The sequence below is a fragment of the Plantactinospora endophytica genome, from assembly GCF_016862915.1.
GTDB classification, from domain to species: Bacteria; Actinomycetota; Actinomycetes; order Mycobacteriales; family Micromonosporaceae; genus Plantactinospora; species Plantactinospora endophytica.
In genome coordinates this window covers 348,648-371,984 of the sequence record NZ_BONW01000039.1, presented here as the reverse complement: position 1 = coordinate 371,984, position 23,337 = coordinate 348,648, and the positions used below count along the sequence as shown (strand labels likewise).

General features: G+C 73.4%; 21 protein-coding genes. All 21 read right to left on the bottom strand.

Going from position 1 to position 23,337, the window contains the following annotated elements:
* Positions 1–11: 11 nt before the first annotated feature.
* Positions 12–227 (bottom strand): MbtH family protein, encoded by a 216-nt coding sequence (locus tag Pen02_RS33290; protein ID WP_203870106.1) that lies wholly within the window; start codon positions 225–227, stop codon positions 12–14.
* 175 nt (positions 228–402) lie between these two features.
* On the bottom strand, positions 403–1,419 hold the full coding sequence (gene sbnB, locus Pen02_RS33285) for a 2,3-diaminopropionate biosynthesis protein SbnB (RefSeq protein WP_203870105.1): 1,017 nt from the start codon (positions 1,417–1,419) through the stop codon (positions 403–405).
* Entirely contained in the window at positions 1,419–2,402 is a 984-nt protein-coding gene (sbnA, locus tag Pen02_RS33280) for a 2,3-diaminopropionate biosynthesis protein SbnA (RefSeq protein ID WP_239141715.1), read from the bottom strand. The genes sbnB and sbnA overlap by 1 nt, the downstream gene beginning before the upstream one ends.
* A 333-nt stretch (positions 2,403–2,735) precedes the next feature.
* Positions 2,736–5,228 (bottom strand): FtsX-like permease family protein, encoded by a 2,493-nt coding sequence (locus tag Pen02_RS33275; RefSeq protein ID WP_203870103.1) that lies wholly within the window; start codon positions 5,226–5,228, stop codon positions 2,736–2,738.
* Positions 5,222–5,965 (bottom strand): ABC transporter ATP-binding protein, encoded by a 744-nt coding sequence (locus tag Pen02_RS33270; RefSeq protein ID WP_203870102.1) that lies wholly within the window; start codon positions 5,963–5,965, stop codon positions 5,222–5,224. The genes Pen02_RS33275 and Pen02_RS33270 overlap by 7 nt, the downstream gene beginning before the upstream one ends.
* A gap of 98 nt (positions 5,966–6,063) precedes the next feature.
* Positions 6,064–7,626: a condensation domain-containing protein gene (locus tag Pen02_RS33265; RefSeq protein WP_203870101.1), complete on the bottom strand. Its 1,563-nt coding sequence runs from the start codon at positions 7,624–7,626 to the stop codon at positions 6,064–6,066.
* Positions 7,623–7,892, bottom strand: a complete 270-nt coding sequence (locus Pen02_RS33260) for an acyl carrier protein (RefSeq protein ID WP_203870100.1) — start codon at positions 7,890–7,892, stop codon at positions 7,623–7,625. The genes Pen02_RS33265 and Pen02_RS33260 overlap by 4 nt, the downstream gene beginning before the upstream one ends.
* A 32-nt stretch (positions 7,893–7,924) precedes the next feature.
* Positions 7,925–9,646, bottom strand: a complete 1,722-nt coding sequence (locus tag Pen02_RS33255) for an acyl-CoA dehydrogenase family protein (protein ID WP_203870099.1) — start codon at positions 9,644–9,646, stop codon at positions 7,925–7,927.
* Positions 9,643–11,496 carry an acyl-CoA dehydrogenase family protein gene (locus tag Pen02_RS33250; protein WP_203870098.1) on the bottom strand — a complete coding sequence of 618 codons (1,854 nt, stop codon included), beginning with the start codon at positions 11,494–11,496 and terminating at the stop codon, positions 9,643–9,645. Before Pen02_RS33250 ends, Pen02_RS33255 begins: the two co-directional genes overlap by 4 nt.
* 5 nt (positions 11,497–11,501) lie before the next feature.
* Positions 11,502–13,466: a fatty acyl-AMP ligase gene (locus Pen02_RS33245; RefSeq protein WP_203870097.1), complete on the bottom strand. Its 1,965-nt coding sequence runs from the start codon at positions 13,464–13,466 to the stop codon at positions 11,502–11,504.
* A gap of 51 nt (positions 13,467–13,517) precedes the next feature.
* A complete protein-coding gene (locus tag Pen02_RS33240) occupies positions 13,518–14,279 on the bottom strand; it encodes a 2-hydroxychromene-2-carboxylate isomerase (RefSeq protein WP_239141696.1) in 762 nt (253 codons plus the stop codon).
* A 32-nt stretch (positions 14,280–14,311) separates the two neighbouring features.
* Positions 14,312–15,058: a 3-oxoacyl-[acyl-carrier-protein] reductase gene (fabG, locus tag Pen02_RS33235; protein ID WP_203870096.1), complete on the bottom strand. Its 747-nt coding sequence runs from the start codon at positions 15,056–15,058 to the stop codon at positions 14,312–14,314.
* An 8-nt stretch (positions 15,059–15,066) separates the two neighbouring features.
* Positions 15,067–15,561, bottom strand: a complete 495-nt coding sequence (locus Pen02_RS33230; RefSeq protein ID WP_203870095.1) for a 3-hydroxyacyl-ACP dehydratase FabZ family protein — start codon at positions 15,559–15,561, stop codon at positions 15,067–15,069.
* Positions 15,562–15,942 (bottom strand): 3-hydroxyacyl-ACP dehydratase FabZ family protein, encoded by a 381-nt coding sequence (locus Pen02_RS33225; RefSeq protein ID WP_203870094.1) that lies wholly within the window; start codon positions 15,940–15,942, stop codon positions 15,562–15,564. It abuts the gene before it with no gap.
* The gene (locus tag Pen02_RS33220; RefSeq protein ID WP_203870093.1) at positions 15,939–16,202 is read right to left on the bottom strand and encodes an acyl carrier protein; all 264 of its coding nucleotides are present in this window, start codon (positions 16,200–16,202) and stop codon (positions 15,939–15,941) included. Before Pen02_RS33220 ends, Pen02_RS33225 begins: the two co-directional genes overlap by 4 nt.
* On the bottom strand, positions 16,195–17,607 hold the full coding sequence (locus Pen02_RS33215; RefSeq protein WP_203870092.1) for an acetyl-CoA carboxylase biotin carboxylase subunit: 1,413 nt from the start codon (positions 17,605–17,607) through the stop codon (positions 16,195–16,197). The genes Pen02_RS33220 and Pen02_RS33215 overlap by 8 nt, the downstream gene beginning before the upstream one ends.
* Positions 17,608–17,617: 10 nt before the next feature.
* On the bottom strand, positions 17,618–18,364 hold the full coding sequence (locus Pen02_RS42685; RefSeq protein WP_203870091.1) for an acetyl-CoA carboxylase biotin carboxyl carrier protein: 747 nt from the start codon (positions 18,362–18,364) through the stop codon (positions 17,618–17,620).
* Positions 18,357–20,099: an acetyl-CoA carboxylase, carboxyltransferase subunit beta gene (gene accD, locus Pen02_RS33205; protein ID WP_239141694.1), complete on the bottom strand. Its 1,743-nt coding sequence runs from the start codon at positions 20,097–20,099 to the stop codon at positions 18,357–18,359. Before accD ends, Pen02_RS42685 begins: the two co-directional genes overlap by 8 nt.
* 3 nt (positions 20,100–20,102) lie before the next feature.
* A complete protein-coding gene (locus Pen02_RS33200; RefSeq protein ID WP_203870090.1) occupies positions 20,103–21,281 on the bottom strand; it encodes a beta-ketoacyl synthase N-terminal-like domain-containing protein in 1,179 nt (392 codons plus the stop codon).
* A gap of 14 nt (positions 21,282–21,295) precedes the next feature.
* Positions 21,296–22,207, bottom strand: a complete 912-nt coding sequence (locus Pen02_RS33195) for an SDR family oxidoreductase (protein WP_203870089.1) — start codon at positions 22,205–22,207, stop codon at positions 21,296–21,298.
* Positions 22,201–23,229, bottom strand: coding sequence for a beta-ketoacyl synthase N-terminal-like domain-containing protein (locus tag Pen02_RS33190; RefSeq protein ID WP_203870088.1), 1,029 nt, complete (start codon positions 23,227–23,229; stop codon positions 22,201–22,203). The genes Pen02_RS33195 and Pen02_RS33190 overlap by 7 nt, the downstream gene beginning before the upstream one ends.
* Positions 23,230–23,337: the final 108 nt, after the last annotated feature.

Here is a 23,337-nt window from a genome sequence, read left to right as displayed (position 1 = left end):
CGCGGGGGCGGTCAGCCCTGTGCGGCCGCCATCCGCTGGCGCAGGCTCAGCGGGCGCATGTCGGTCCAGACCTCGCCGATCCGGGCGAGGCAGTCGGCCCGGGGGCCCTCGGTGCCCTCGGCGTGCCAGCCGGCCGGCAGGTCCCGGTCGGCAGGCCAGATCGAGTACTGCTCGTCGTCGTTGCGGACCACCCGGTACACCCGGTCGTCGGTCTGCTCGTCAGCCATCGGAACTCCTTGTTCTCGGTCGGGTCTCCGGCCGGAGCCGGACCACCCGGGATTCGGGGGTGCCGATCGAAGCCGGTCACCTGGGTTTTCGGGGTGCCGCCTGACGCGGGTCACCCGGGATTCGGGATGCCGCCCGGAGCGGGTCGATTGGGACTCGGGAGCCGCCCGGATCGGGTCAGCGGGGATGCGGGGTGCCGCCCGGGGCGGGCAGGAAGTCGTCGACGCGGATGCCGAGGCCCCGTTCGACGGCGGCGGCCCGGACGAACTCCGCGAGCGCGATGTCCAGGGCGCCGAGACCGAACGGCGAGAAGACCACCGTCCGGCCGGGGTCCCGGCGGAAGCCGCCGGTGCCGCGCAGGAGCTGGCCGATCGGCGCGTCGATGAAGTCGCGGTGCCCCACCTGCTGCTCGGCGAGGTGCAGCGAGGTCCGCTCCCGGCACACGTGGTCGGCGTCGTCCACCACGTTCTGACTGGCCAGGATCGTGGCCGGGGTCAGGTCGCGGAGCGAGACGTGCAGCACGAGGGTGCCGGGCCGGGCCGGCCCGAGGTCGAGGTGCGGCTCGGCGGCGGTGGTGGCGATCGAGACCAGGTCGTGTGCCGCGACCGCCCGGCCGGCGTCGGCGGCCAGCGTCACGTGCAGCCGGGGCGAGAGGTCGGCGCACTGCCGGGCGAACGCCGCCGCCCGGGCGCAGTCGCTGTCGAAGAGCGTCACCTCGGTCAGCGTGGGCAGCGCCGCGAGCAGGAAGCGCAGTACCTCCAGGTTGATCACGCCACAGCCGACCAGGCTCACCCCGCCCGGGCCCGGCTCGCGGACCAGCAGTCGGGCGGCGAGCGCGGCGCTGGCGGCGGTCCGCTTGGCCGAGATCACCGAGCCTTCGAGCAGTGCCGTCGGCTGCCCCGTGTCGAGGTCGTTGATCACGATGGAGGCACTGGCCCGGGCCAGTCCGGCGGAGATGTTCCCCGGCCAGGAGGCGATCCATTTCATCCCGGCGGCCGGCGACTTTCCGCCGACGTACGCGGGTAGCCCGATGATGCGGTTGCGGGGCTGGTCCGGAAAGCGGAGGAAAATCGAGTGCGGCACCGTCGTGGCGCCCTCGTCGTGCAACCTGTACGCCTCGCCGACCAACTCGATCAGTGCGAGTTCGCGTTCGGCCAGGATCTGTTGCACGTCGTCATGTCGAAGGATCAGCATCAGACCTGATCACCACCGGCGGCTTCCTTCCAGAGGTGCGAAACCTCACCGAAGCGGCTTCGTACCCAGTCGTCGGAATAGATCGTGTCGAGGTAGCGGTCGCCACCGTCGGGAAAGATGAGTACGCATTTCGCGTCCGCCGGAATGGTCGGGGCGCGCCGTTCCAGGGCCGCGATGGTGGCCCCGGAGGAGCCGCCGGCCAGGATCGCCTCCCGGGCGGTGAGCCGACGGCAGGCGGCGACACACTCCAGGTCGGTGACGTGCACGACCTCGTCGGCGGCGTTCGGGTCGAAGAGCCCCGGGCGCAGCGACGCGCCGTGCCCGGGGAGCAGCCGCTCGATCGGCCGCTGCCCGTCGAAGATCATGCTGCCGACCGCGTCGACCGCGACGATCTTCGTGCTCAATCCGTGCTCGCGGATGTAGTCGGCGCAGCCGCGCAGGGTGCCGCAGGAGCTGACCGCGCAGAACAGGTAGTCGACGGAGCCGTCCAGCGCCTCGACGATCTCGCCCATGGTCTGTCGGTGCGCGATCGGGTTGAGCGGGTTCGCGTACTGGTTGGGCCAGAACGAGTGCGGGGTGTTCGCCACGAGTTCGCGGACCCGGCGTACCCGCACCGGCAGGTACTCGCCGCTGTCCGGGTCGGGCCGGGTCACCACCTCGACCTGCGCCTGGTACGCCCGCAGGATCGCGATGTTCTGCTCGGTCGTCTTGGCGTCGACGACGCAGACGAACCGGAGTCCGAAGTACCGGCAGATCTGGGCCAGCCCGACCGCCAGGTTGCCCGAGCTGGACTCGACCACCACCGACCGGCCCGGCTGGAGTTCACCGCTGCGGATCTTGTCCAGCAGCATGCTCAGCGCGGTCCGGTCCTTGACGCTGCCGCCGGGGTTGAACCGCTCCAGCTTCGCGAACACCCGGATCCGGGAATCGGGTACCAGCCGTTCGAGTTCGACCAGAGGCGTGTTCCCGACGGCCGCGAGGATGCCCTTCAGCGCGTGCGGTGAACCTTTCTGGACCTCCCCCTGCGGTTGGTCGTGGCCGCCGGTGAAGGTCGGCGTGCAGGCGCCGCGCTCTCCAGGTTGTAAAAGGTCCATTGGCACGGCTTTCCCTTCGCGGGTCAGTTACTGTCCCGGGAAACGTCACCGACAGGTGCAGTTCCCACGGTTGGCGCCGGCCTGCTTCCTCGGCTCCTAGTCATCCTGCGACCCGCGGCTATACCAGCCCCATATCGAAACTATCTTCGAAAACGAACCGGGCTCCGCCACCCCGGAAATCGGGGTGTGCGGAGCCCGGTCGGGGTCCGTCGTGGACGGTGCCTATTCGCGTACGCCGGCCAGCTCGACCGCGCGGGACCGGAACGCGAGCCGTACCGGCACCACCGCCCCGAGTACGGCCAGCCCGGCGCTGACCACGGTGATCAGCGCGACGGTGCCCCACGGCACGGTGACCGGGGTGGCGCCGACGAGCTGCCCCAGGGCGAGCCGCAGCCCGGCCAGGTTCACCGCCGACGCCCCGACCGCGAGCAGTACCCCGACGCCGACCACCAGCAGCGACTCGGCGGCGAAGACCCGGAGCACCTGTGGCGGGGTGGCCCCGGCCAGCCGCAGGATCGCCAGGTCCCGGAGCCGGTCCGAGGTCGCCATCACCAGCGTGTTGACGATGGCGATGAAGCAGAAGACGATCGCGATGCCGAGCACCAGCAGCATGCCCAGCGAGGTGGTCTCGCTGTTCTCGCTGCTCTCCTCGCCGAGCCAGTCCTCGGCCGGGATCGCCCGGGCGCCCAGCCCGGCGGTGGCGGAGTCGAGCGCGGAGCGTACCGCCGCCGGGTCGGCGCCGTCGCGCACCGAGACGTAGACCCTGCGGGCCAGGCCGCTGAAGGCGTATTTGGCGGTGCCGGCGAACTTCGTGCTCAGGTAGGCGACGTCGTTGCTGCCGGAGGTGGTGTTCAGCACCGCCGCCACCCGCAGCGGCACGGTCGTGCCGTCGGCCATGAAGACCTCGACGGTCTCGCCGACCCCGACACCCCAGTCGTCGTTGACGATGATGGTGTCGTCGCGCAGGTCGGCCGGGTTGCCCTCGTCGACCGGCAGGGTCAGGGTGCTGGCCAGCGCCGCCGGGTCCACGGTCAGCGCCTCGTAGTCGGCGAGCCGGGCGTCGTCCCGGGCGTACACCATGGTCGGCAGCGCGGCGACCACGTCCACGCCGGGGACGGCCCGGAGCCGTTCGGTGACCGCCTCGTTGACCCCGGCGGTGCCGTCCGGGGTGACCACGTAGTCCGCGGTCACCTGGTTGCGCCGGCCGCTGTCCTTGGCCCGGTCGATGGTGGCGGCGGCGCCGAGCAGCGAGATGGAGAGCCCGACGGTGAGCAGCACCGGCGCGGCGGTGGCCGCGGTACGCCGCACCGCCGTCAGCGCGCTCTCCCGGACCAGCATCCCGGCGGCGCCGCCGAGCCGGCCGAGCGGCCAGGTGATCAGCCGGGCGATCGGCTTGACCACCACCGGGGCGAGCAGCGCGAAGGCGAGGATCGGGAACATCAGCACCCCGATGTACCGGGTCGGCACCATCACCATGCCCGGGTTCACCACCGCCACCCAGCCGATGGTGACCAGGCCGAAGGCGAGCGCCATCAGCCCGTAGAGCCACCGGCCGGTGGTCATGGTGCGGGAGTCCACGGCGGCGTCCCGCAACGCCTCGATCGGACGTACGTCGCCGGCCCGGCGGGACGCCGCCCAGACGCCGGCCAGCGCCACGCCGAGTCCCATGCAGAAGGCGATCAGCAGCGGCACCCAGACCGCCGGTCCGGTGGAGAACTCGACGGTGAACCACGACGGGGCGAGTCCCAGGTCGACCATCCAGCCGGCCAACGCGGGCGCGACGGCCAGCCCGAGCGCGCAGCCGGCGACCGCCGAGGCGAGCCCGACCGCGAACGCCTCGGTCAACACCATCCGGCGTACCTGTCGGGGGGTGGCGCCGACGGTGCGGAGCAGCGCGATCTCCCGGCGCCGCTGGGCGACCGCGAAGGCGAAGGTCGAGGCGACCAGGAAGATCGAGACGAATCCGGCCACCACGGCGGTGATCGGCAACAGTGTCTGGGTGTTGTCGATCGCCTCCCGGTCGGCGTTGTAGCTCGGGTCGAGCACGCCGCGCCGGTCTCCGGTGAGCACCTCGGCGTCCCCGCCGACGGCCTGCCGTACCGCCTCCGGCGCCCCGTACGCGACCAGCGCCTCGACCCTCGGCGAGAGCCGGGCCGCCTCGGCGTCGGTGAAGAAGACGGCGGACTCGAAGTCGGCCGGCGCGGTGACCCCGGCGACGGTGTAGTCGCGCGGCCCCCCGGCGGTGAAGACGGTGAGCCGCTCGCCCGGTGCGGCGGCACCGTCCGGTACCACGATCTCGGTGTCGGTCTGCGGCGGCCGGCCGGCGGCGAGTTGGTAGGGAGCGAACTCGACGGTGGACCAGCCGTGCCCGACCTGGTCGTCGGAACCGCCCGGAAGCTGGGCGTAGAAGGAGCGGACCGGTACGGTCCGGCCGAGCGCGCCGACCTCGGCGGCCAACTCGGCCGAGATGCCCCGGGCCTGGATCAGCGAGCGGCTGCCCGGGTCGTGCCGGGCCGGGTCCCACTCCGGGTCCAGCGCGGCGACCACCACCGGGGCGGCGGCGAACCGCTGCGGCGCCCGCTCGGGCAACCCCAGGGTGGCGCCGATCTCCAGTCCCATTGCGGCGATCATGGCGGCACCCAGGGTCAGCGCGAGGAAGGTACCGACGAACGCGGCCCAGCGGACCCGCAACGTCTGGAGCGCGATGCTCAGCACGCGCCGACCTCCATGCGCGTCATCCGGGCGGCGATCGCCTCCGCCGTCGGGTTCACCAGCTCACCGGCGAGCACCCCGTCGGCGAGGAAGACCACCCGGTCCGCGTTGGCGGCGGTCACCGGGTCGTGCGTCACCATCACGATGGTCTGGCCGTGCCGGTCGACCAGGCCGCGCAGCAGCGCCAGCACCTCCCGGCTGGTGCTGGTGTCCAGCGCACCGGTCGGCTCGTCGGCGAAGAGCACCGCCGGCTTGGTCACCAGGGCGCGGGCGATCGCGACCCGCTGCTGCTGGCCGCCGGAGAGTTCCGCCGGCCGGTGTCCGCCCCGGTTGCCGAGCCCCACCTCGGCGAGTACGGCCTTCACCTCGGACCGGCTCGGCTTTCGGCCGGCCAGCCGCAGCGGCAGGGCCACGTTCTGCTCGGCGGTCAGCGACGGCAGCAGGTTGAACGCCTGGAAGACGAAACCGATCTTGTCCCGTCGGAGCAGGGTCAGCCCCGTCTCGCTCAGCCCGGTCAGGTCGGTGCCGGCGATGACGACCCGGCCGCCGGTCGGCCGGTCCAGACCCGCCGCGCACTGCAACAGGGTCGACTTGCCCGAGCCGGACGGTCCCATGATCGCGGTGAAGCTGCCGGCCGCGAGGGCGAGCGACACGTCTCTCAGCGCGGGCACCGCGTTCTGGCCCGAACCGTAGGTCTTGCTCAGCGACTCCAGCCGCACAGCGTGCTCCATAGCGAGCATCCAATCACTGATCGTTAGATCGACACATGAGATACCACCCTGAGAACCCCCGGACCGGCGACCCTGAGCTATCCCGGGTTTCGGGCGGTTCACCGGAATCACTGCCCGGGACGGACTCCGCCGGTACCCAACGCGAGCAGCAGTTCCAGTTGTGCGCTGTCGACAAGGGAGACCCGGTCGATCCGGCGCGTCGGGTCGGCGGTGGCCGCCTCCAGCAGCCGGCGGTAGTGCCCGGTGAGCCGCTCGATGGTCGCACCGTCGAACAAATCCGTGTTGTACCGGAAGGCACCGGTGAGTGAATCCTCCGCCTGCCGCAGCTCCACGTTGAGGTCGAACTGCCCCTCCAACTGCGGTACGTCGAACGCCGCCAGCCGCAGCCCGGCGTACGAGATCTCCGGGCCGACCACGGCGCCCTCGGGCACCAGCGGCAGCGGCGGGTCGAGCCGGTCCGCCGCCACCATCGTGAAGGCGATCCGGAACAGCGGTGACCGGCTGCCGCCCCGGCCCGCGCCGAGCATCCGGTCCAGCAGCGGGAACGGGTAGCCGACGTGGGCCAGCCCGGAGAGGAGTTCCCGGTGTGCCGCCGCCACCGCGTCGGCGAAGGTGGCCCCGGTGGCGAACGACGAGCGCAGTACCAGCGTGTTGACCAGGTAGCCGACCACGTCCCGCAGTCCCCGGCCGTGCCGGGTCGCCACCGGGCAGCCGACCGCGAAGTCGTCCTGGCCGCCGTACCGGTGCAGGGTGGCCTGGAAGACGCCGAGCAGGAAGGCGAACGGGGTGACCCCGGCCGAGGTGGCCGCCGTCCTCACCCGGGCCGCCAACTCGTCGGGCAGCCGCCAGTGGTGGGTGGCGCCGTCGAAGGTCTGCCGCTCCGGCCGGGGCCGGTCGAGCGGGATCGCCCCGGCCGAGACTCCGGTGCACCGGTCCCGCCAGTACCGCTCCAGCCGGTCCCGGCGGGGCGAGTCCAGCAGTACCCGTTCGGTCTCGACGTGGTCCAGGTAGCTCGCGGTCAGTGGCGTCCAGTCCGGGGCGCCGCCGGCCGCGATCCCCCGGTAGGCGGCCAGCAGGTCGCGCAGCAGCAGCCACTGCGAGGTGGCGTCGCTGACGATGTGGTGGGTGACCAGGACCAGCGCGGCCTCCTCGGCGCTGCGGCGCAGCAGCACCACCCGGAAGACGTCGCCGGCACCGAGCCGGAACGGCACCTCGCCGACCGTCCGGGCCAGCCCGAGCAGGGCCTCGTCGCCGCGCCCGGGCACGTCCCGGATCTCCAGCCAGCGCGAGCCGCCGGCCGGACCGGACCCGGCGCTCGCGTCGACCGTGGGGACGAACTGCCGGGGTACCCCGTCCAGCTCGGCGAAGGCCGCGCCGAGCACCGGATGCCGGGCCACCAGCGCGTCGACCGCCCGGCCCAGCGCGGCGTCGTCCAGCGCGGACCGGATCCGCACCGCGAGCGTGATGTTGTACGCCGGACTCTCCGGCGCGAGCTGGTAGAGGAACCAGAGCGCCTGCTGCCCGACCGACAGCGGCTGGCCGGCGCCGCCCGGCTGCTCCCCCGGCGCCACCGGCTGCTCCCCCGGCCCGGTCGACTGCTCCCCCGGCCCGGTCGGCTGCTCCCCCGGAGCGGCCGGCTGCTCCCCCGGCCCGGTCGACTGCTTGGTCATCCCCGCGACCCCAGTACGCCGTGCAGGTAGCCGGCGAGGGCGTTCACGGTCGGGTGGTCCCAGGCCATCGTCGGCTCCACCTCGATGTCGTACCGCTCCTCGACGTCGCCGCTGAGCGTCATCGCGTACACCGAGTCGAGGCCGATCTCGACCAGCGGCAGGTCGTGGTCGATCTCCTCGACCGACCGTTGCAGGTAGAAGGCGATCCGGCCGGCGAGCCAGCTACGGATCGCGTCGACGGACGTGTCTTGGATGGTTCCGGACATGGTGCACTCCTTCGGCGGACGGAACGGGGTCGTCAGCCGGCCAGACGCCGGTTGACGAGATCGAAGCCGCGGTTGTCCCGGTGACGCGCCAGCAGCTCGGTGTAGAGGTGTCGCTCCAGCCCGTCCGGTGCCGTACCCGGGTGCAGACCCAGCCGGCCGGCCAGCCGGGACAGCGCGGCGGCCAGCCACGGGACGTCCCCCAGGAACGGGTCGTCCCGCTGGTGCCGCCACACTCCGAGGCAGGCGGCGGCGGCCAGTACGGTCGCGTACCGGTCGGTCAGGTCGAAGCTGCGCCGGCCGGCGATCACCGTACGGTCCCGGGGCGGCAGCTCGGCGCACGCCTCGGCGAGCCGGTCGAGTTCGGCGGTGAACAGTCCGCAGAGCCGGGCGACGGCCGGCTGGGCACCCGGTTCCGCGAGGTAGCCGCGAAGCGTGGCGGTCAGGCTGTCCACCCCCCGGGCGGAGAGCCCGAGCGCGCCGAAGTCCAGCGGCGGCAACGGGTCGCCGAGCCGGAACAGGGCCGGCGGCGGTGGCGGCGAGGAGCGCCAGCCCTGCTGGGCCAGCCGGGGCAGTTGCGGGATGATCGTCGCCTGGCAGACTGCCGCGCTGGCGTGGGTGAGCGTGGCGGCGAGCAGGTCCCGCAGGTTCTTCTGGAAGATCCCGTACGGGCCGTCCCGCAGGTACGACCGCGCACCGAGTACCACGGAGAGTCGGTGCGCCGCCTCCTGCAACAGCTTCGGCACCAGGTATTTCACCGCCGCGCTGTAGACACTGGTCTGGTCGGGCAGCAGGTGCAGGGCCCGGGCGACCACGGTGGCCAGACAGTCCCCGATCAGCAGGTCCAGGAAGCCGTCGACCAGGGTGGTCCGGGCGTGCGGCAGCTCGGCCACCGGCAGCCCGTACAGCCGGCGGTCGAGGGCGAACCGCAGCACCGTACGCAGTTGGGTGTCGACGATCCCGACGGCCATCCCGGGCAGTACTCCCCGGGTCACCTGGAACGCCCGCAGCACCGTCTCCATCGCACCGCCGGGTTCCCCGACCACCGCGTCGGACGGCACCGGACAGTCGGTGAACTCCAGTCCGCCGAGCAGCACCCCACGCACCCCGGCCGTGCGGTACCGGCGCAGGTGACGGCGGTGCTCCGCCGGCAGCGCGGCCATGTCCAGCAGCAGGTGCGAGTGGCTGCGGCTGCCCGGCCGGTCGTCGGTGCGGGCGAAGAGGGTCACCGCGTCCGCCCGGGCCAGGTTGCCGACCATCTCCTTGCGACCGGTCACCCGGTAGTGGTCCCCGGCGGGCCGGGCCCGCAGCTCGGCCCGGCTGAAGTCGGTGCCGTGCGCCAGCTCGTTGTAGCCGGCGGACGCCTTGCCGTGCCGCAGCAGCAGGTCGGCCATCCAACGCCGCTGCTGCGCGGTGCCGTCGGTCCAGACCGGAGTCGCGGCGATGAACGTGGTCACCCCGTAGCCGACCCCGAGGGTGGTGTCGCGGCGGAACACCGCGCGGAGCACCTGGGCCAGCCGGTCGGCCCGGTCGAACCGGCCGCCGAGGGCCCGGGGCACGAACTCGGCGTTCAGCCCGTACCCGTCCAGCGCCCGCTCGCCCTCGGCGAGCAGTTCACCGCGCTCGTCGGCGGCCAGCACCGCCGGAAAACTCACCGGGTTGGCCGGGTCGTGCGGATTCCCGAGGTACGTCTCCAGGTCGGGCTCGGCCCCGGCGTCGGCGACCTGGCCGGGCACGGAAGCGGTGTCGACGCTCATCGGACCACCTCGGAAGGCTGGGTAACCGCCCCGGCGGTCCGGGACGGCTGCTCATCGGGTTGCCCGGCAGTTTCGGACGGCGGATCGGGCGGTGGCGTCCCCGCCTCGGCGAGCCGGGACGGGAGCAGGGAGAAGAGTCGGCCCTCGCGGTGCTGGGCGCGCAGGTCCGGCAGCAGCCGGTCGTAGTCCTCGCCGTCGTCGTCCGGCGCGGATCCGGCGACACCGGCCGGCCGGAGCTGCCCGATCAGTCGGTGCAGGCAGGCGCGCAGCCAGCGGGCATCCGCCCAGAGCGGCCCGGTCGCCCCGCCGGCCAGCCGGTGCCGGTTGCGCAGCCACAGGTGCAGACAGCCGGCGGCGGCAAAGGCGAGCGCGTACTGGCCGGCCAGCGCGAACGCCTCGGCCGGCACCTGCCGGGGCGAAGGCCGGTACGCCGCCATCCGCTCGTGCAGCCCGTCGATCAGGTCGGCCAGCGTCTCCACCTGTACGGCCAGGGCGGGCGGGGCGACGCCCGCCTCGACCAGGTCCAGCAGCTCGGCGGCGGCGACCGGGAACTGCTGCACCACGCTGCACCCGGTACGGGACAGCAGCGCGAGCCGGCTCCGGTCGAAGTCGGGCAGCGGCCGGGCCAGGTCGACCGTGTCGGTCAGCCCCGGATCGGCGACGCCCCGGCGGTAGCCCCGGACCAGGCCGGGGAACTGGTTCACCAGCGTGTTCAGGTTGACCAGGGTGTTGCCGTCGAAGATGCCGACGATCCGGTGGTCCCGTTCGATCTTCTGGAACAGCCCGTCGGCGTGGTCTTCGGTGAGCAGGGCGCGGGCCCCGAGCACCTGGCCCAGCCGTGGGATGGCCCGGTCCATCATCGTCGGCACCAGGTACTTCGCGATCGCCGAGGTGACGCTCAGCTCGTCGGGGGTGGCGTGGATGCCGCGCGCGGTGAGCACACTGGTGGCCTCGCCGATCAGCAGGTCGACGTACGCCTCGGTGAGGGTGCGGTTGGCGTGCGGCAGGTCTACCAGCGGCCGGTCGTACAGCCGGTGTGCGGTGGCGAAGTCGAGGACCAGTCGCAGCGCCTGGTCGGCCAGGCCGAGCGACATCGCCGCGCACATGGTGCGGGTGAGCTGCACGCTCTTCAGCACGATCTCCGGGCCGGCGCCGGCCGGGCCGAGCAGCGCCTCGGCCGGCACCTCGGCGCCGGTGAAGGCGATCCCGCTGATGTCGGCCCCGCGTACCCCGTGGGTGCGTTCCTTGGGCAGGCAGCGGAACGTGCCGGGGGCGAGCCGTCGCTTGTCGACCAGCAGCAGGCTGAAGCCCCGGGTGCCGCCGGCCGGTTCGGTCCGGGCCAGTACGCAGACCAGGTCCCCCCGGCTGGCGTTGTTGATCAGCCACTTCTCGCCGTCGACCCGGTAGCCGTCGCCGGCCGGCACCGCCGAGACCTCACCGGCGAGCAGATCGCTGCCGTGCTCCCGCTCGGTAAGCGCCAGCGAGATCACGCTGCCGGCGAGCACCTCGGCACCGACCCGGCGGGCCTGCTCCGGGGTGGCGCCCACCCAGGCGGAGACCGCACCGAGGTACGTCTTGCCGTGGCCGATCGCCACCGTCAGGTCCCGGCGGGCCAGGATCCGTACCGCGTGCAGCAGTTCCTCGTAGCTGCGCAGCTCGCCGCCGTACTCGGTCGGCACGTACCAACGGGGCAGGCCGAGCCGGTCCAGCTCGGCGCAGATCTCCGCCGGGAACTCCTCCCGGCTGTCCAGCTCTACGCAGCGGGCGAACGAGGCCGCCCGGCCCGGGTCGCGGGGGTCGCCGAGGCCGTGGTCGAGGTGTTCGGCGAGGGCGAAGGCCGGATAGCGCATCCCGGTCACCCCCGCCCGGCCGGCACCGGCAGCCCGGCCCGCGCGGGCCGGTAGCGGTCCCGGACCTCCGGATCGAGTTCCTCGTACGTCGCGTCGAGCACCCCGGAGACGAAGAGTTCCCGCATCATGGTGCGCTGGATCTTCCCGCTGGTGGTCCGCCGGACCTGGCCGACCCGGACGAAGACGACGTTCGCCACCCGCACCCCGAGGATCCGACTCAGGGTCGCCTTCACCGCCGCCGCCAGCCCGGTGACCTCGGCCGCGTCCCGACCCCGGGTCCGGAGTTCCTGCACGACGATGATCTCCTCCCGGGGCGACGGCACCGAGAAGACCGCGCAGGGCAGCCCGGCGAACGCCTCGGCCACCTCCCGGACCTCGCGCTCCACGTCGTGCGGGTAGAGGTTGCGGCCGTGCACGATCATCATTTCCTTGATCCGGCCGGTGACGTACAGCTCGCCGTCGTCGAAGGTGCCGAGGTCACCGGTACGCAGGAAACCGCCGTCGCCGTCGGCGGTCACCGCGCCGAAGGCCCGCCGGGTCGCCACCGGATCCCCCCAGTAGCCCCGGGTCACGCTGCCGCCCCGGATCCACACCTCGCCGACCCGCCCGTCCGGCAGTACGGCGCAGGTGCCGGGGTCGACGATCCGCACGTCCAGCGCGTTCACCCGGCCGCTGCCGACCAGGGCCAGTCCGGCCGAGGTGCCGTCGGGCAGCGGGGCGAAGACATCCCGGGCCAGTTCGACGGGGTCGACGTGTGCGGTGACGGGGCGGCCGGCCGGGCGGGCCCCGGTGACGCAGAGCGTCGCCTCGGCCAGCCCGTACGTCGGCAGGAACGACTCGTACCGGAAGCCGGCCGGGGCGAACCGGGCGGCGAACCGGTCCAGGGTGGCCGGGTCGATCGGCTCGGCACCGTTGCAGGCGTACTTCCAGCGGGACAGGTCCAGCCCGGCTACCTGCTCGTCGGTGAGCAGCCGCGCGCAGAGGTCGTACGCGAAGTTCGGCGCGCAGGCCACCTCGGCGCCGTACCTGTCGATCGCCTCCAGCCACAGGTGCGGGCGCTTGAGGAAGTCGTTGGGCCGGATCAGTACCGCCGTGCTGCCGAGCAGCAGCGGTGCGATCAGCATCGCGATCAGGCCCATGTCGTGGTAGAGCGGCAGCCAGCTACAGAACCGGGTCTGGTCGGTCCAGCCCAGGGTGCGGTGCACCGAGCCGATGTTGTGCAGCACGTTGCCGTGGGTGACCATCACACCCTTCGGGTCGCTGGTCGAGCCCGAGGTGTACTGGAGAAACGCGATGTCGTCCGGCCGGGCCGGATACGGCCGCCAGGGCCCGTCCGGCACCGGCCCAGCGCCGCCCGCCGCCCCAGCGTCCCCGGTAGTCGGCCCGGCGTCCCCGGTCGTCGTTCCGGTTCCGGGCGGGGCGTCCGCGCCGATGACGACGCCGGGGGCGGCGGTGTCGGTGGCTGCGAAGGCCAGGTGGTCGAGTCCCTCCTGGAGCATCCAGTCGTCGACCGCGCGCAGGTTCGCCGGATCGGTCAGCACTGCCGCCACGTCGGCGTTCCGGGCGATCGCGCTGGTCCGGTCGGCGTGGTGCCGGTAGTTCGCCGGCAGCGGCACCGGCACCGGGATCACGCCCGCGTAGAGGCAGCCCAGGAAGCCGGCCACGAACTCCAGACCGGTCGGATACAGCAGCAGCGCCCGGTCGCCCGGCCGGCACCGCCGGCCCAGCCAGCGCGCGGTGGCCCGGGCCACCCGGTCGAGATCGGCGTACGTCAGGGACGTCTCGACGAACCGTTCCCCCGCACCACGGCAGAACACCACCGCCTGCCGTTCCGGCGATCCGGCCACGTTGTGCCGGACCGCCTCGACGATGCTTCCCCACTCGGACACGTTTGCTTCCCCGGCCTTCTCCGGTACGGCGTCCACCGCGCCATCGGCGTTTCCGTGGCAGACCGTACGATCGACGTCCATATTCGGGCTATATCGGCGGGCTCGGTCGCCGACCGTGACCCGTACGCCGGCTCAGCCGCAGCCGCCGGCATGCCCCTCGTCGGTCCGCCCCGGCGCACCCACCAGCAGCGGCTCCGCCGTGGGCCCGCTGTCCGGCTCTGCCGTCGATCCGTTGTCGGGCAACGGCGCGGCAACGGCCGCCGGCCGCGCCGGGGCACGCTTCGCGGCCACCGAGGCGGCGAACTCGGCCAGCCGGTCCACGCCCCAGAACCGGTCGAAGCCGTGCACGAAGAACGGCACCCCGAAGACGCCGTCGGAGTAGATGTCGAGCAGCGCACCGACGCCCTGACGGCGTACCTCGGGATCGTCGGCCGCCCCGGACAGCTCGGCCGGGTCGAGCTCCAGCTCGGCGGCGATCTCGGCGACCGTCGCCCGGTCGCAGATGTTCCGCCCCTCCTGCCACCTGGCCCGGTACGCCCGCTCCAGGTAGGCCGGCCCGGCGCCGTGCCGGGCCGCCACCAGGTAGCCCAGGTGCGGGATCTCCCAGACCGGCTCCCGGTCGACCGGCCAGGCGAACGCCAGCCCGCGCGCCGAGGTGAGCCGCCGGACGTCCTGGAGCACGTAGAGGTGCTTGGCCCGGGACATCGCGGTGTAGACGAACTCGCCGCCGGCCTCGGCCAGCAGCCGGCTGCTGTGCTCGTCCGGCTCCCAGAACGGCACCCAGTCCAGCTCGGCCACCAGTTCCGGGTACCGCTCGTGCAGGTCCCGGTAGGCGAGCCAGGAGTACGGGCTGCGCAGGCTGAAGTAGAACCGTGGGGTGCGGCGCACCGCCATGGGAAACTCCTCGGGTGCAGGAGGCGGGCGCGCTACAGCGCGATGCCGCCGTCGACTTGGAAGACCTGGCCGGTGACGTAGGACGCCCGGTCCGAGACGAGGAAGCCGACCAGGTCGGCGGTCTCCTCCGCCCGGCCGAACCGGCCCAGCGGGATCCGGCCCAGCATCTCCTTGGTCACCGCGGGCGAGAGCCCGGACGTCATGTCGGTCTCGATGAAGCCCGGGGCGACCACGTTGGCCCGGATGCCGTACCGGCCCATCTCCTTGGCCAGCGCCTTGGTGAAGCCGATGATGCCGGCCTTGGACGCCGAGTAGTTGGTCTGCCCGGCGTTGCCGGCCACCCCGGCGACCGAGGAGAGGGTCACCACCGCGCCGCGCCGCCGCTTCATCATCGCGAAGACGGCGGACCGGCACACCGTCCAGGTGCCGTCCAGGTTGGTCCGCAGCACACCGTGCCACTCGTCGTCGCCCATCAGCACCAGCGGCCGGTCCCGGGTCACCCCGGCCACCGTCACCACCGCGTCGATCGGGCCCAGCTCGTCCTCGGTGGCGCCGACGAAGTCGCGTACCTGGGCCAGGTCCACCACGTCGACCTGCCGGGTCAGCACCCGCGCCCCGGCCTCCCGGGCCGCCTTGGCCGACAACTCGGCCGCCTCTGCGTTCGCCTGGTAGCAGAAGGCCACGTCGAAACCGTCGGCGGCGAGCCGGGCCACCACGGCCCGGCCGATACCCCGCGATCCCCCACTGACCAGCGCGACCCGTCGTCCGTTCTCGCTCATCTCGCTCCTCATCCCGCCACCGGGGCCGGTTCCGCCGGACGCAGCGCGCTCACCGGGCGCTGGGTCTCGACGAACTGTCCGACCCGCATCACGGTGCGGTCCCCGACCACGGTCTCGCCCTCGAGGATCACCGTGTCGCCGAGGACCTTGGTCAGCCGGACCCGATGCTCCAGAACCTCTCCCGGATACACCGGACCACCGAAACTGACGTTGTTGATCGCCCCGGCCAGCCCGACGGCCCCGACCAGTACGTCCGGGTTGGGCTTGTCCCAGGTGGCGAGCAGTACGCCCGCCTGCGCCCAGGACTCCACGATCAACGTCGCCGGGTACGCGTAGTCGCGGTCGGCGGAGTCGTTCCCGAGCCCCTCGTAACACGACTCGGTGCAGCTCACCGCCTTCAGCGCGGTCAGCCGCTCGCCCGGCACCAGCTCGACCACCCGGTCGAGCAGCAGGATCGGGTACCGGTGCGGCACCACCTTCCTGATCTGCGCCACCCCGAACATTCAGTCCTCCTCCGGGCGGTACCGCAGTTTCAGCTCGGCGGCCCGCCCCCGCTCGGTGTTGACGGTGGCCGTGACGCGCAGCTCCGGACCGGACCGGGTGAAGGCCACCTCGATCCGCAGTTCGTCGCCGGGCGCGACCGGGCTGAGGAAACGGCACCGGTCCAGCGCCTCCAGCTCGGGCCGGTAGCTGCCGGGCAGGGCGGCCCGGACGGTCTGGCCGACCAGTTCGACCAGGTAGACGCCGGGCAGCAGCGGGAAGCCCGGGAAGTGCCCGGCGAAGACCGGATCGCCGGGGTCCACCTTGGCGATCGCCACCGCCGAGTCGGCGTCGGCGGCGACGAGTCCGATCTGGTCGGCCAGGGGTGCGGCACGCTGTGTCACGACCCGCCCCGCAGCTTGCCGTCGAGGAGCTGGTACGTGCTGTCCAGCGTGCTGACCGCGATCAGCTCGCTCTCCTCCATCTTGACGCCGTACCGCTTCTCCAGCCGGACGGTGATCTCCAGAGCCATCAGGGAGTCCACCTCCAGGTCGTTGACGAAGTGCGCGTCGTCGGTCACCTCGGCGAGGTCGACGTCGATGGTGTCGGCGATGAGCTGCCGCAGGTCTTCCTTGTCGAGCCCCGTGGTGAGCTGGTCAGACATGACTTTCCGTCCTTTCGGTGTGTGTCTGGTGGTCCTCCCCGTGGGCGTCGTCGCCCGGGAGTGGCTCGGCGAGTACGGACTCGACGACGCCGAGCTGGTAGTCGCCGGAGCGGAAGCCGGGATGGCGCAGCAGCCGGCGGTGGAAGTCGACGTTGGTGGTCACCCCGGCCGACCGGTACTCGGCGAGCGCCCGATCCAGCCGGTCCAGCGCCTCCTCCCGGGTGGCACCGTGCGTGACGACCTTGGCGAGCAGCGAGTCGTAGAACGGCGGTACGACGTAGCCGTCGTAGAGGTGGCTGTCCACCCGTACGCCGGGGCCGGCCGGCATCCGCAGCCCGTGCACCCGGCCGGTCGAGCCGGCCCAGTCCCGGGCCACGTCCTCGGCGTTGATCCGCGCCTCGATCGAGTGCCCGTCGAACCGGACGTCGGACTGGCTCAGCTCCAGCTTCTCGCCGGCGGCGATCCGGATCATCCAGGCGACGATGTCGATTCCGGTGCGTACCTCGGTGATCGGGTGCTCGACCTGGAGCCGGGTGTTCATCTCCATGAAGTACGCCGCACCGTCCGGTGCCACCAGGAACTCGAAGGTGCCGGCGCTGACGTAGCCGATGTCCCGGGCTCCGGCCACCGCCGCCGCGCAGAGCCGCTCGCGCAGTTCCGGATCGAGCGCCGGGGACGGGGACTCCTCCACCAGCTTCTGGTGCCGGCGCTGCACCGAGCAGTCCCGCTCGCCCAGGTGCAGCACGGTGCCGTACCCGTCGGCGAGTACCTGCACCTCGATGTGCCGGGCGGCCGGGAGGTAGCGCTCCAGGTAGACCCGGTCGTCGGCGAAGAGGGTACGCGCGGCGGAGCGGGTCGTCTCGTACGCCAGCGGCAGGTCCTCGGCCTGGTGCACCACCGCGATGCCCCGGCCACCGCCACCGGCCACCGCCTTGACGATCAGGGGGAAGCCGATCTCGCCGGCCACCGTCACCGCGTCGCCGAGCGAGTCGACGGTGCCGTCCGAGCCGGGCAGCACCGGTACCCCGGCGGCCCGCATCGCCGCCCGGGCCGCCACCTTGTCGCCCATCAGCGCGATGTGCTCGGCGGCCGGGCCGACGAAGGTGAGCCCGACGCCCCGGCAGGAGGCGGCGAAGACCGGATCCTCGGAGACGAAGCCGCAGCCCGGGTGCACCGCGTCGGCGCCGGACTTGGCCGCGGCGTAGAGGATCGCCGGGATGTTGGTGTAGCTGCGGGCGACCGGGCCGGGTCCGATGTGGACGGAGTGGTCGGCGAGCTGCACCGCCAGGCTGTCCCGGTCGGCGGTGGAGTAGACCTGCACGCTCTCCAGGCCGAGGTCGCGGCAGGCGCGGATGATCCGGACGGCGATCTCGCCCCGGTTGCAGATGAGTACCCGGTTGACCATCGTCGGCACCTCAGCCCGGCTCGATGCTCAGTAGCGCCTGCTCGTACTCGACGACCTCGCCGTCGGTGACGTGCACGGCCCGGACGATCCCGCTCCGGTCGGTGACGACCGGATTCATCATCTTCATCGCCTCCACGATCGCGACCTGGTCGCCGGCCTCGACCCGCTGGCCGAGTTCGGCGAACGGCGGCTGGTCCGGGCCGGGGCTGCGGTAGAAGACGCCCATCAGCGGCGCGGTCACCGCCACCGTGCCGACCGACGGGGCGACCGCCGCGGCGACGGCGGCCACCGCCGCACCCGGTACCGCCGCCACGGCCGCGCCGGCCCCGGCGGTCAGCGCCGCCCCGGTCACCGCCGCCGCGTCACCGGTGACCGTGACCAGCGCCTCCCGGCCGTCGCCGGCACCCTCCACCTCGATCCGGACGTCGGCCACGGTCACCCGGACCCGCCGGATCGCGGGATCGCGGACCAGGTCGGCCACCTCGACGGCGGCCCGTACCGCGCCCCACAGCGCGGCCTCGACCGGCGCGGTGCCGGCCGACCCGACCGGATCTCCCGACCCCACCGGGTCTCCGGGACCGACCGGATCTCCCGGACCGACCGAGTCGACCACGCGGAGCGGGTCTCCGAGGCCGACCGGGTCGACGGGGTCGACGGCCCGCGTCCGGCTGCCGTTCGCGGTCGCCGGCCCGGTGCCGTTGGCGCCCCGGGTGGCGACCGGTTCGCGGACCTTCTCGGACAAGCGCTTCTCAGACATGCGCGTCTTCCTTCCAGGGTCGCGCCGCCGGCCGCCCGCCGGTGGCGCCGTCCGGAGCCAGCACGCCGTACCCGCGCAGTCGGCGGTAGCGGGCGGCCAGCAGTTCCTCCACCGGGACTCCGGCGAGCTGGCGGAGCAGCCGGCCGACGGCCTCGGCGATCAGTTCGGCGGCCCGGGCCGGGTCACCGGGCGGCTCCGGCAGGATCTCGTCGACCAGACCGAGCCGAGCGAGGTCCTCAGCCCGCAGCCGTAGCGCGCGGGCGGCCACCGGGGCCTGCCCGGCGTCGCCGAACAGGATCGCGGCACAGCCCTCGGGGCTGATCACCGAGAAGACGCCGTTCTCCTGGATCAGCAGCCGGTCCGCCACCGCCAGTGCCAGCGCACCACCGCTGCCGCCCTCGCCGGTGATCACCGCGACCACCGGGGTACGCAGCCCCGCCGCCAGGGCGAGGGTCTCGGCGATCGCGGCGCTCTGGTTGCCCTCCTCGGCCGCCAGTCCCGGGTACGCCCCCGGGGTGTCCACCAGGGTCACCACCGGTACGCCCCAGCGCTGGGCCAGCTCGAAGAGCCGCATCACCTTGCGGTAGCCGGCCGGGTGCGGCATGCCGAAGTTGTTCGCCACGTTCTCCCTGGTGTCCCGGCCCTTCGCGTGCCCGACCACCACCACCGGCGCACCGTCGAGTCGGGCCAGCCCGCCGACGATCGCCGGGTCGTCCCGCTCCCAGCGGTCGCCGTGCAGCTCGACGAAGTCGCCGAAGATCCGGTCGATGTGCTCCCGCACCGTCGGCCGGTCGGCGGCCCGGGCCCGGCCCACCGCCGTCCAGGCGTCCACCGACCGCTCCGGCCGATCGTCGTGCCCGGCTCCCCGGGCCGGCCGACGGCCGGTGACCGCGCTCGGAGTGCCGGCGGAGGTACCGGCCGCCGCGCAGAACCCGACCAGCCGGGCCAGTACGCCGCGCAGCTCCGCCCGGCGTACCACCAGGTCGACGTGGCCGTGTTCGTGCAGGAAGCGGGCGGTCTGGAAGCCCGCCGGCAGCGGCTGCCGGATGGTCTGCTCGATCACCCGGGGACCGGCGAACCCGGCCCGGGTGCCCTCCTCGGCGACGATCACGTCACCGAGGCTGGCGAAGGAGGCGGCCACCCCGCCGTAGACCGGATCGGTCAGCACGCTGACGAACGGCACCCCGGCGTCCCGGAGCAGCCGGATCGCGGCGGCGGTCTTGGCCATCTGCAACAGCGAGAGCACGCCCTCCTGCATCCGGGCGCCGCCGGAAGCGCTGACCGCGACCAGCGGCACCCCGTGGTCGAGGGCGGTCTCGGCGGCCCGGGCCACCTTCTCGCCGACCACCGAGCCCATGCTGCCGCCGAGGAACGCGAAGTCGAGCACCACCAAGGCGACCCGGTGGCCGCCGATGGTGGCCAGCCCCAGCACCGCACCCTCGGCCCGGCCGGTCTTGGCCCGGGCCCGGGCCAGCCGTTCCGGGTACGGCATCCGGTCGGTGAACTCCAACGGATCGGTGCCGGCGAGGTCGGCGTCGTACTCGACGAAGCTGTCCGGGTCGACCAGCAGCGCGATCCGGTCGTCGGCGCGCAGCGGCAGGTGGTGACCGCACTCCGGGCAGGTGTGCAGGGCCCGGGCCAGCCGGTCCCGGTGCAGCAGCGCCGCGCAGCGCGGGCAGGGTCGCCAGACGCCGTCCGGCAGCTCGTTGATCAGGTCCAGTGTGGAGGTTCCCACGGCTCAGCCCACCGTGCCGAGCAGGGTGGCGCCGACCTGGCCGTCCCGGTCCACCCCGGTCACCAGCGCGATACCGTCGCGCCGCTCGGAGCCGCCGGAGCGGCCGGAGCCGTGGGAGTGACCGGAGCCGTGGGAGTGGCCGGAGCGGTCGGAAAGCTCGGCGAGTGCACCCGCGAGCTGGAACGCGGACGACGCCGCCGAGGTGTCGCCGAGCAGTGCCCGGCAGTGCACCCGGGTCGGCCTGTTCGGGCCGAGCACGTCGGCCAGCGCCGCCTCCTCCTGCGCGCCGAAATCGTCGTCGCTGTCCGAGGCCGCCAGCACGGTCACGTCGGCGGGGCTCAGGCCGGCTCCGGCCAGTGCCTCCGCGACGGCGCGGGCCAGCAGGGTACGCACCGCAGCCGGGTCGGCGAAGGCGAGGAACCGGGAGCCCCGGACCGCCGCCAGCGGCCGGCGCTGCTGCCGGAGCGCGCTGGAGTGCGACTCCAGCAGGAAGATCGCGCAGCCCTCGCCGAGCGGGGCCGGACCACCGGCCGGGGCGACGCCGTCCCGGGACCGGGCGTGCCACTCCAGCCAGCCGCGCGGCACCGAGTACTCCTCGACCGCGCCGCACAGCACCGGCTCGCCGTGCCCGCACCGGTGCAGCCGTACGGCGTAGTTCAGCGCCAGCAGGCCGGTCAGCGAGCCGCCCGCGATGGTGGTGTTCGGGCCCTTGAGGCCGTACCAGATCGCGCTCTGCCCGGCGGCCCGGTTCATCACCGTGTTCGGGAAGCGGGCCGGGTCGACGTGGAACGGCTTCGCCCCGGTCAGCGACTCCCGGGTGAAGTCCATGATGCTCTGCACGCTGCCGGAGTTGGTGCCGAGTACCAGGCCGAGCCGCTCCGGCTCGCCGAGCCGGTCCCGGCCGAACTCGTCGAGCAGCATCCCGACGGTGGCGATGGCGATCCCGGTGGCCCGGTCCATCGACCGGGTGCCCTTCTTGCCGAGCGCCCCGGCGACGTCGAAGCCGGGGATCAGGCCGGCCCGGTCGTACGGTCCGGGCCAGGCGGCCCGGTCCAGCGGAGCCACCGCACCGGTCCCGGCCCGCAGGCCGGCGGTGAACCGGTCGGCACCGAGCCCGAACGCCGACGCGGCCGACCAGCCGGAGAGCACCAGCTCGTCCGCGGCGATGGTGGTGACGGTCATGTCCTTCTCTCCCCTCAGACCACGGCCGGTGCCGGGACCGGAGCCCCGGTCGGCTCGGGTGCTGCCACCGGCCCCGGCACCTCGTCCGGTGCGACGGCGGCCTCGGCGTGGCGTGGACTCCAGGCCGGGATTCCGGCGATGTTCTCGGCCCCGTCGACCCCGATCGTGTTGCCGGTGATCCAGGACGAGTCGGTACGGGACAGCAGCAGGATCGCCTCGGCCACGTCCTCCGGCCGGGTCAGCCGGCCGTGCGGGTTGGTGGCGCTGGCCTGGGCGACGAACTGGGTGTGCTCGGGGATCCGCTCCAACGCCGGGGTCACGGTGACACCCGCGCAGAGCGCGTTGACGGCGACGCCGTACCGGGCGAGTTCGCAGGCGAGCTGCCGGACGTGTGACTCCAGTGCGCACTTGGCCGCCGACACCGCGCCGTAGCTCGGCATCACCGAGGTGGCGCCGGAGCTGGTCATCGCGAAGACCTTGGCGCCCCGGTGCAGCAGCTTCGCCGCCATCAGCTCCTGCACCCAGTAGACGAGGCTGTGCGCCATCACGTCGACGGTCATCTCCATGTGCCGCTGGCCGAGCGTCCGGTCCCAGCCGGCGCGCGGCAGGTACGGCAGCAGCGAACCGAACGCCAGCGAGTGCAGTACGACGTGCAGCCCGCGCTCCCCGGTCAGCTCGGCGATGGTGGGCAGCAGTTGCGCCCGGGCGGACCGGCTGGACGCGTTGACGTTGAAGAAGTGCGCCTGTACCCCGTACCCGCGCAGCTCCGCTTCGAGGGCCTTGGCCGCCTGGGCCCGCTCGCCCATGTCCAGGTGTACCCCGAGAACGTTGCCGCCCTCCCGGGCCAGCGCCAGCGCGGTCGCCCGCCCCATGCCGCTGGACGCGCCCAGCAGCAGACTCCACGTGCCTTCCAGGGGAATCAGCATCCCGCGCTCCTTCTCGTCGATCCGGCCGTACGCCAGATCCGGACCATCGCCACGTTTCCGGTGCCGGCCGCCGTGACCAGCAGGCTGTCCCCGTCGGCGGTCCGCAGCCGGTCGGCCAGCCGGAGCATCGGGGTGAGGCTGCCGGCGGCGGGCGGGCCGGCGTCCCGCACCGGGCCGACGGCGGCCGGTACCGCCCCGGCCACCAGTTCGCTGACCGGTGAGTCGTCCAGCAGCGCGTACACCGGGACCTGGTCGGCGCCGAGGGCCAGTGCCGCCTCCCGGAGCACGGCGGCGGACCGGCGCCGGGCCGGGCCGGCACCGAGACCGTGCGGCGGCAGCAGCAGGGTGCGGACCGCGCACCGGCCGTAGCCGGTGGCGCCACGCGCCGCCGCCTGCTCCGGCGGCTCCAGCACGAAGACCACCGCGCCCTCCTCCGGTGCCGCCGCCTCGGGGGCCGGCACCGCCTGCTCCATCGCTCCGGCGAGCAGCAGGGCGGACCGGCCGGCCGCGAACGCCCGCGCCCCGACCTGTACCGACTCCAGCCCGGCGACCAGCGGCGAGGTCAGGGTCAGGCTGATCCCCTTGAAGCCGTGCTCCATCGACAGCCGGCTGGTCAGCACGTTGACCGCACCGAACGGCGCGGTGACCGGGCTCAGCTCGCCGGCGTGCTCGGCGATGACGGTGCGGTCCTGCTCGTCGTGCAGCGCCGCCACCCCGTTGTTGGTGCCGACCACCACCCCGCGCTGCTCCTCGGCGGCGCCGTCGAGGCAGTCGCCCGCGTCGTCGAGGGCGTGCCGCCCGGCGACCAGCAGGTACTGGCAGGCGGCCGGCAGGTACTTGTAGCCGCGCCGGCCGAGCTGGCTGCGCACGTCGAACCAGGCGACATCGACCGCCGGCCGGTCCACCGGCGGCGCGCAGACGCCGATCCCGGTGACCACGACCTGGCCGGCTGGCGGCATCCGGCCCGGCACCCGCCCGACCGACGGCACCGGACCCGGCACCCGGTCCACCGAACCTGGCACGCGAGCGCCCGTACCGTTCCGGCCCGGGCCGGCCAGCGGAGGAACCGTCGCCGACAGACTGTCGAGCTGCCCCGCCTGTGCGCCCGCCCCGGGCGGCCGGCCGACCAC

Excerpts from the sequence above, each read along its gene's own strand:
- Pen02_RS33240 (WP_239141696.1), bottom strand. The coding sequence starts at position 14,279 with ATGGCGGTGCGCCGCACCCCACGGTTCTACTTCAGCCTGCGCAGCCCG.
- Pen02_RS33195 (WP_203870089.1), bottom strand. The coding sequence starts at position 22,207 with ATGCTGATTCCCCTGGAAGGCACGTGGAGTCTGCTGCTGGGCGCGTCC.
- Pen02_RS33230 (WP_203870095.1), bottom strand. The coding sequence starts at position 15,561 with ATGTTCGGGGTGGCGCAGATCAGGAAGGTGGTGCCGCACCGGTACCCG.
- Pen02_RS33265 (WP_203870101.1), bottom strand. The coding sequence starts at position 7,626 with ATGACCAAGCAGTCGACCGGGCCGGGGGAGCAGCCGGCCGCTCCGGGG.
- fabG (WP_203870096.1), bottom strand. The coding sequence starts at position 15,058 with ATGAGCGAGAACGGACGACGGGTCGCGCTGGTCAGTGGGGGATCGCGG.
- Pen02_RS33255 (WP_203870099.1), bottom strand. The coding sequence starts at position 9,646 with ATGAGCGTCGACACCGCTTCCGTGCCCGGCCAGGTCGCCGACGCCGGG.
- Pen02_RS33290 (WP_203870106.1), bottom strand. The coding sequence starts at position 227 with ATGGCTGACGAGCAGACCGACGACCGGGTGTACCGGGTGGTCCGCAAC.
- Pen02_RS33260 (WP_203870100.1), bottom strand. The coding sequence starts at position 7,892 with ATGTCCGGAACCATCCAAGACACGTCCGTCGACGCGATCCGTAGCTGG.
- Pen02_RS42685 (WP_203870091.1), bottom strand. The coding sequence starts at position 18,364 with ATGTCTGAGAAGCGCTTGTCCGAGAAGGTCCGCGAACCGGTCGCCACC.
- Pen02_RS33270 (WP_203870102.1), bottom strand. The coding sequence starts at position 5,965 with ATGCTCGCTATGGAGCACGCTGTGCGGCTGGAGTCGCTGAGCAAGACC.
- Pen02_RS33200 (WP_203870090.1), bottom strand. The coding sequence starts at position 21,281 with ATGACCGTCACCACCATCGCCGCGGACGAGCTGGTGCTCTCCGGCTGG.
- Pen02_RS33245 (WP_203870097.1), bottom strand. The coding sequence starts at position 13,466 with ATGGACGTCGATCGTACGGTCTGCCACGGAAACGCCGATGGCGCGGTG.
- Pen02_RS33215 (WP_203870092.1), bottom strand. The coding sequence starts at position 17,607 with ATGGTCAACCGGGTACTCATCTGCAACCGGGGCGAGATCGCCGTCCGG.
- Pen02_RS33250 (WP_203870098.1), bottom strand. The coding sequence starts at position 11,496 with ATGCGCTATCCGGCCTTCGCCCTCGCCGAACACCTCGACCACGGCCTC.
- sbnB (WP_203870105.1), bottom strand. The coding sequence starts at position 1,419 with ATGCTGATCCTTCGACATGACGACGTGCAACAGATCCTGGCCGAACGC.
- Pen02_RS33220 (WP_203870093.1), bottom strand. The coding sequence starts at position 16,202 with ATGTCTGACCAGCTCACCACGGGGCTCGACAAGGAAGACCTGCGGCAG.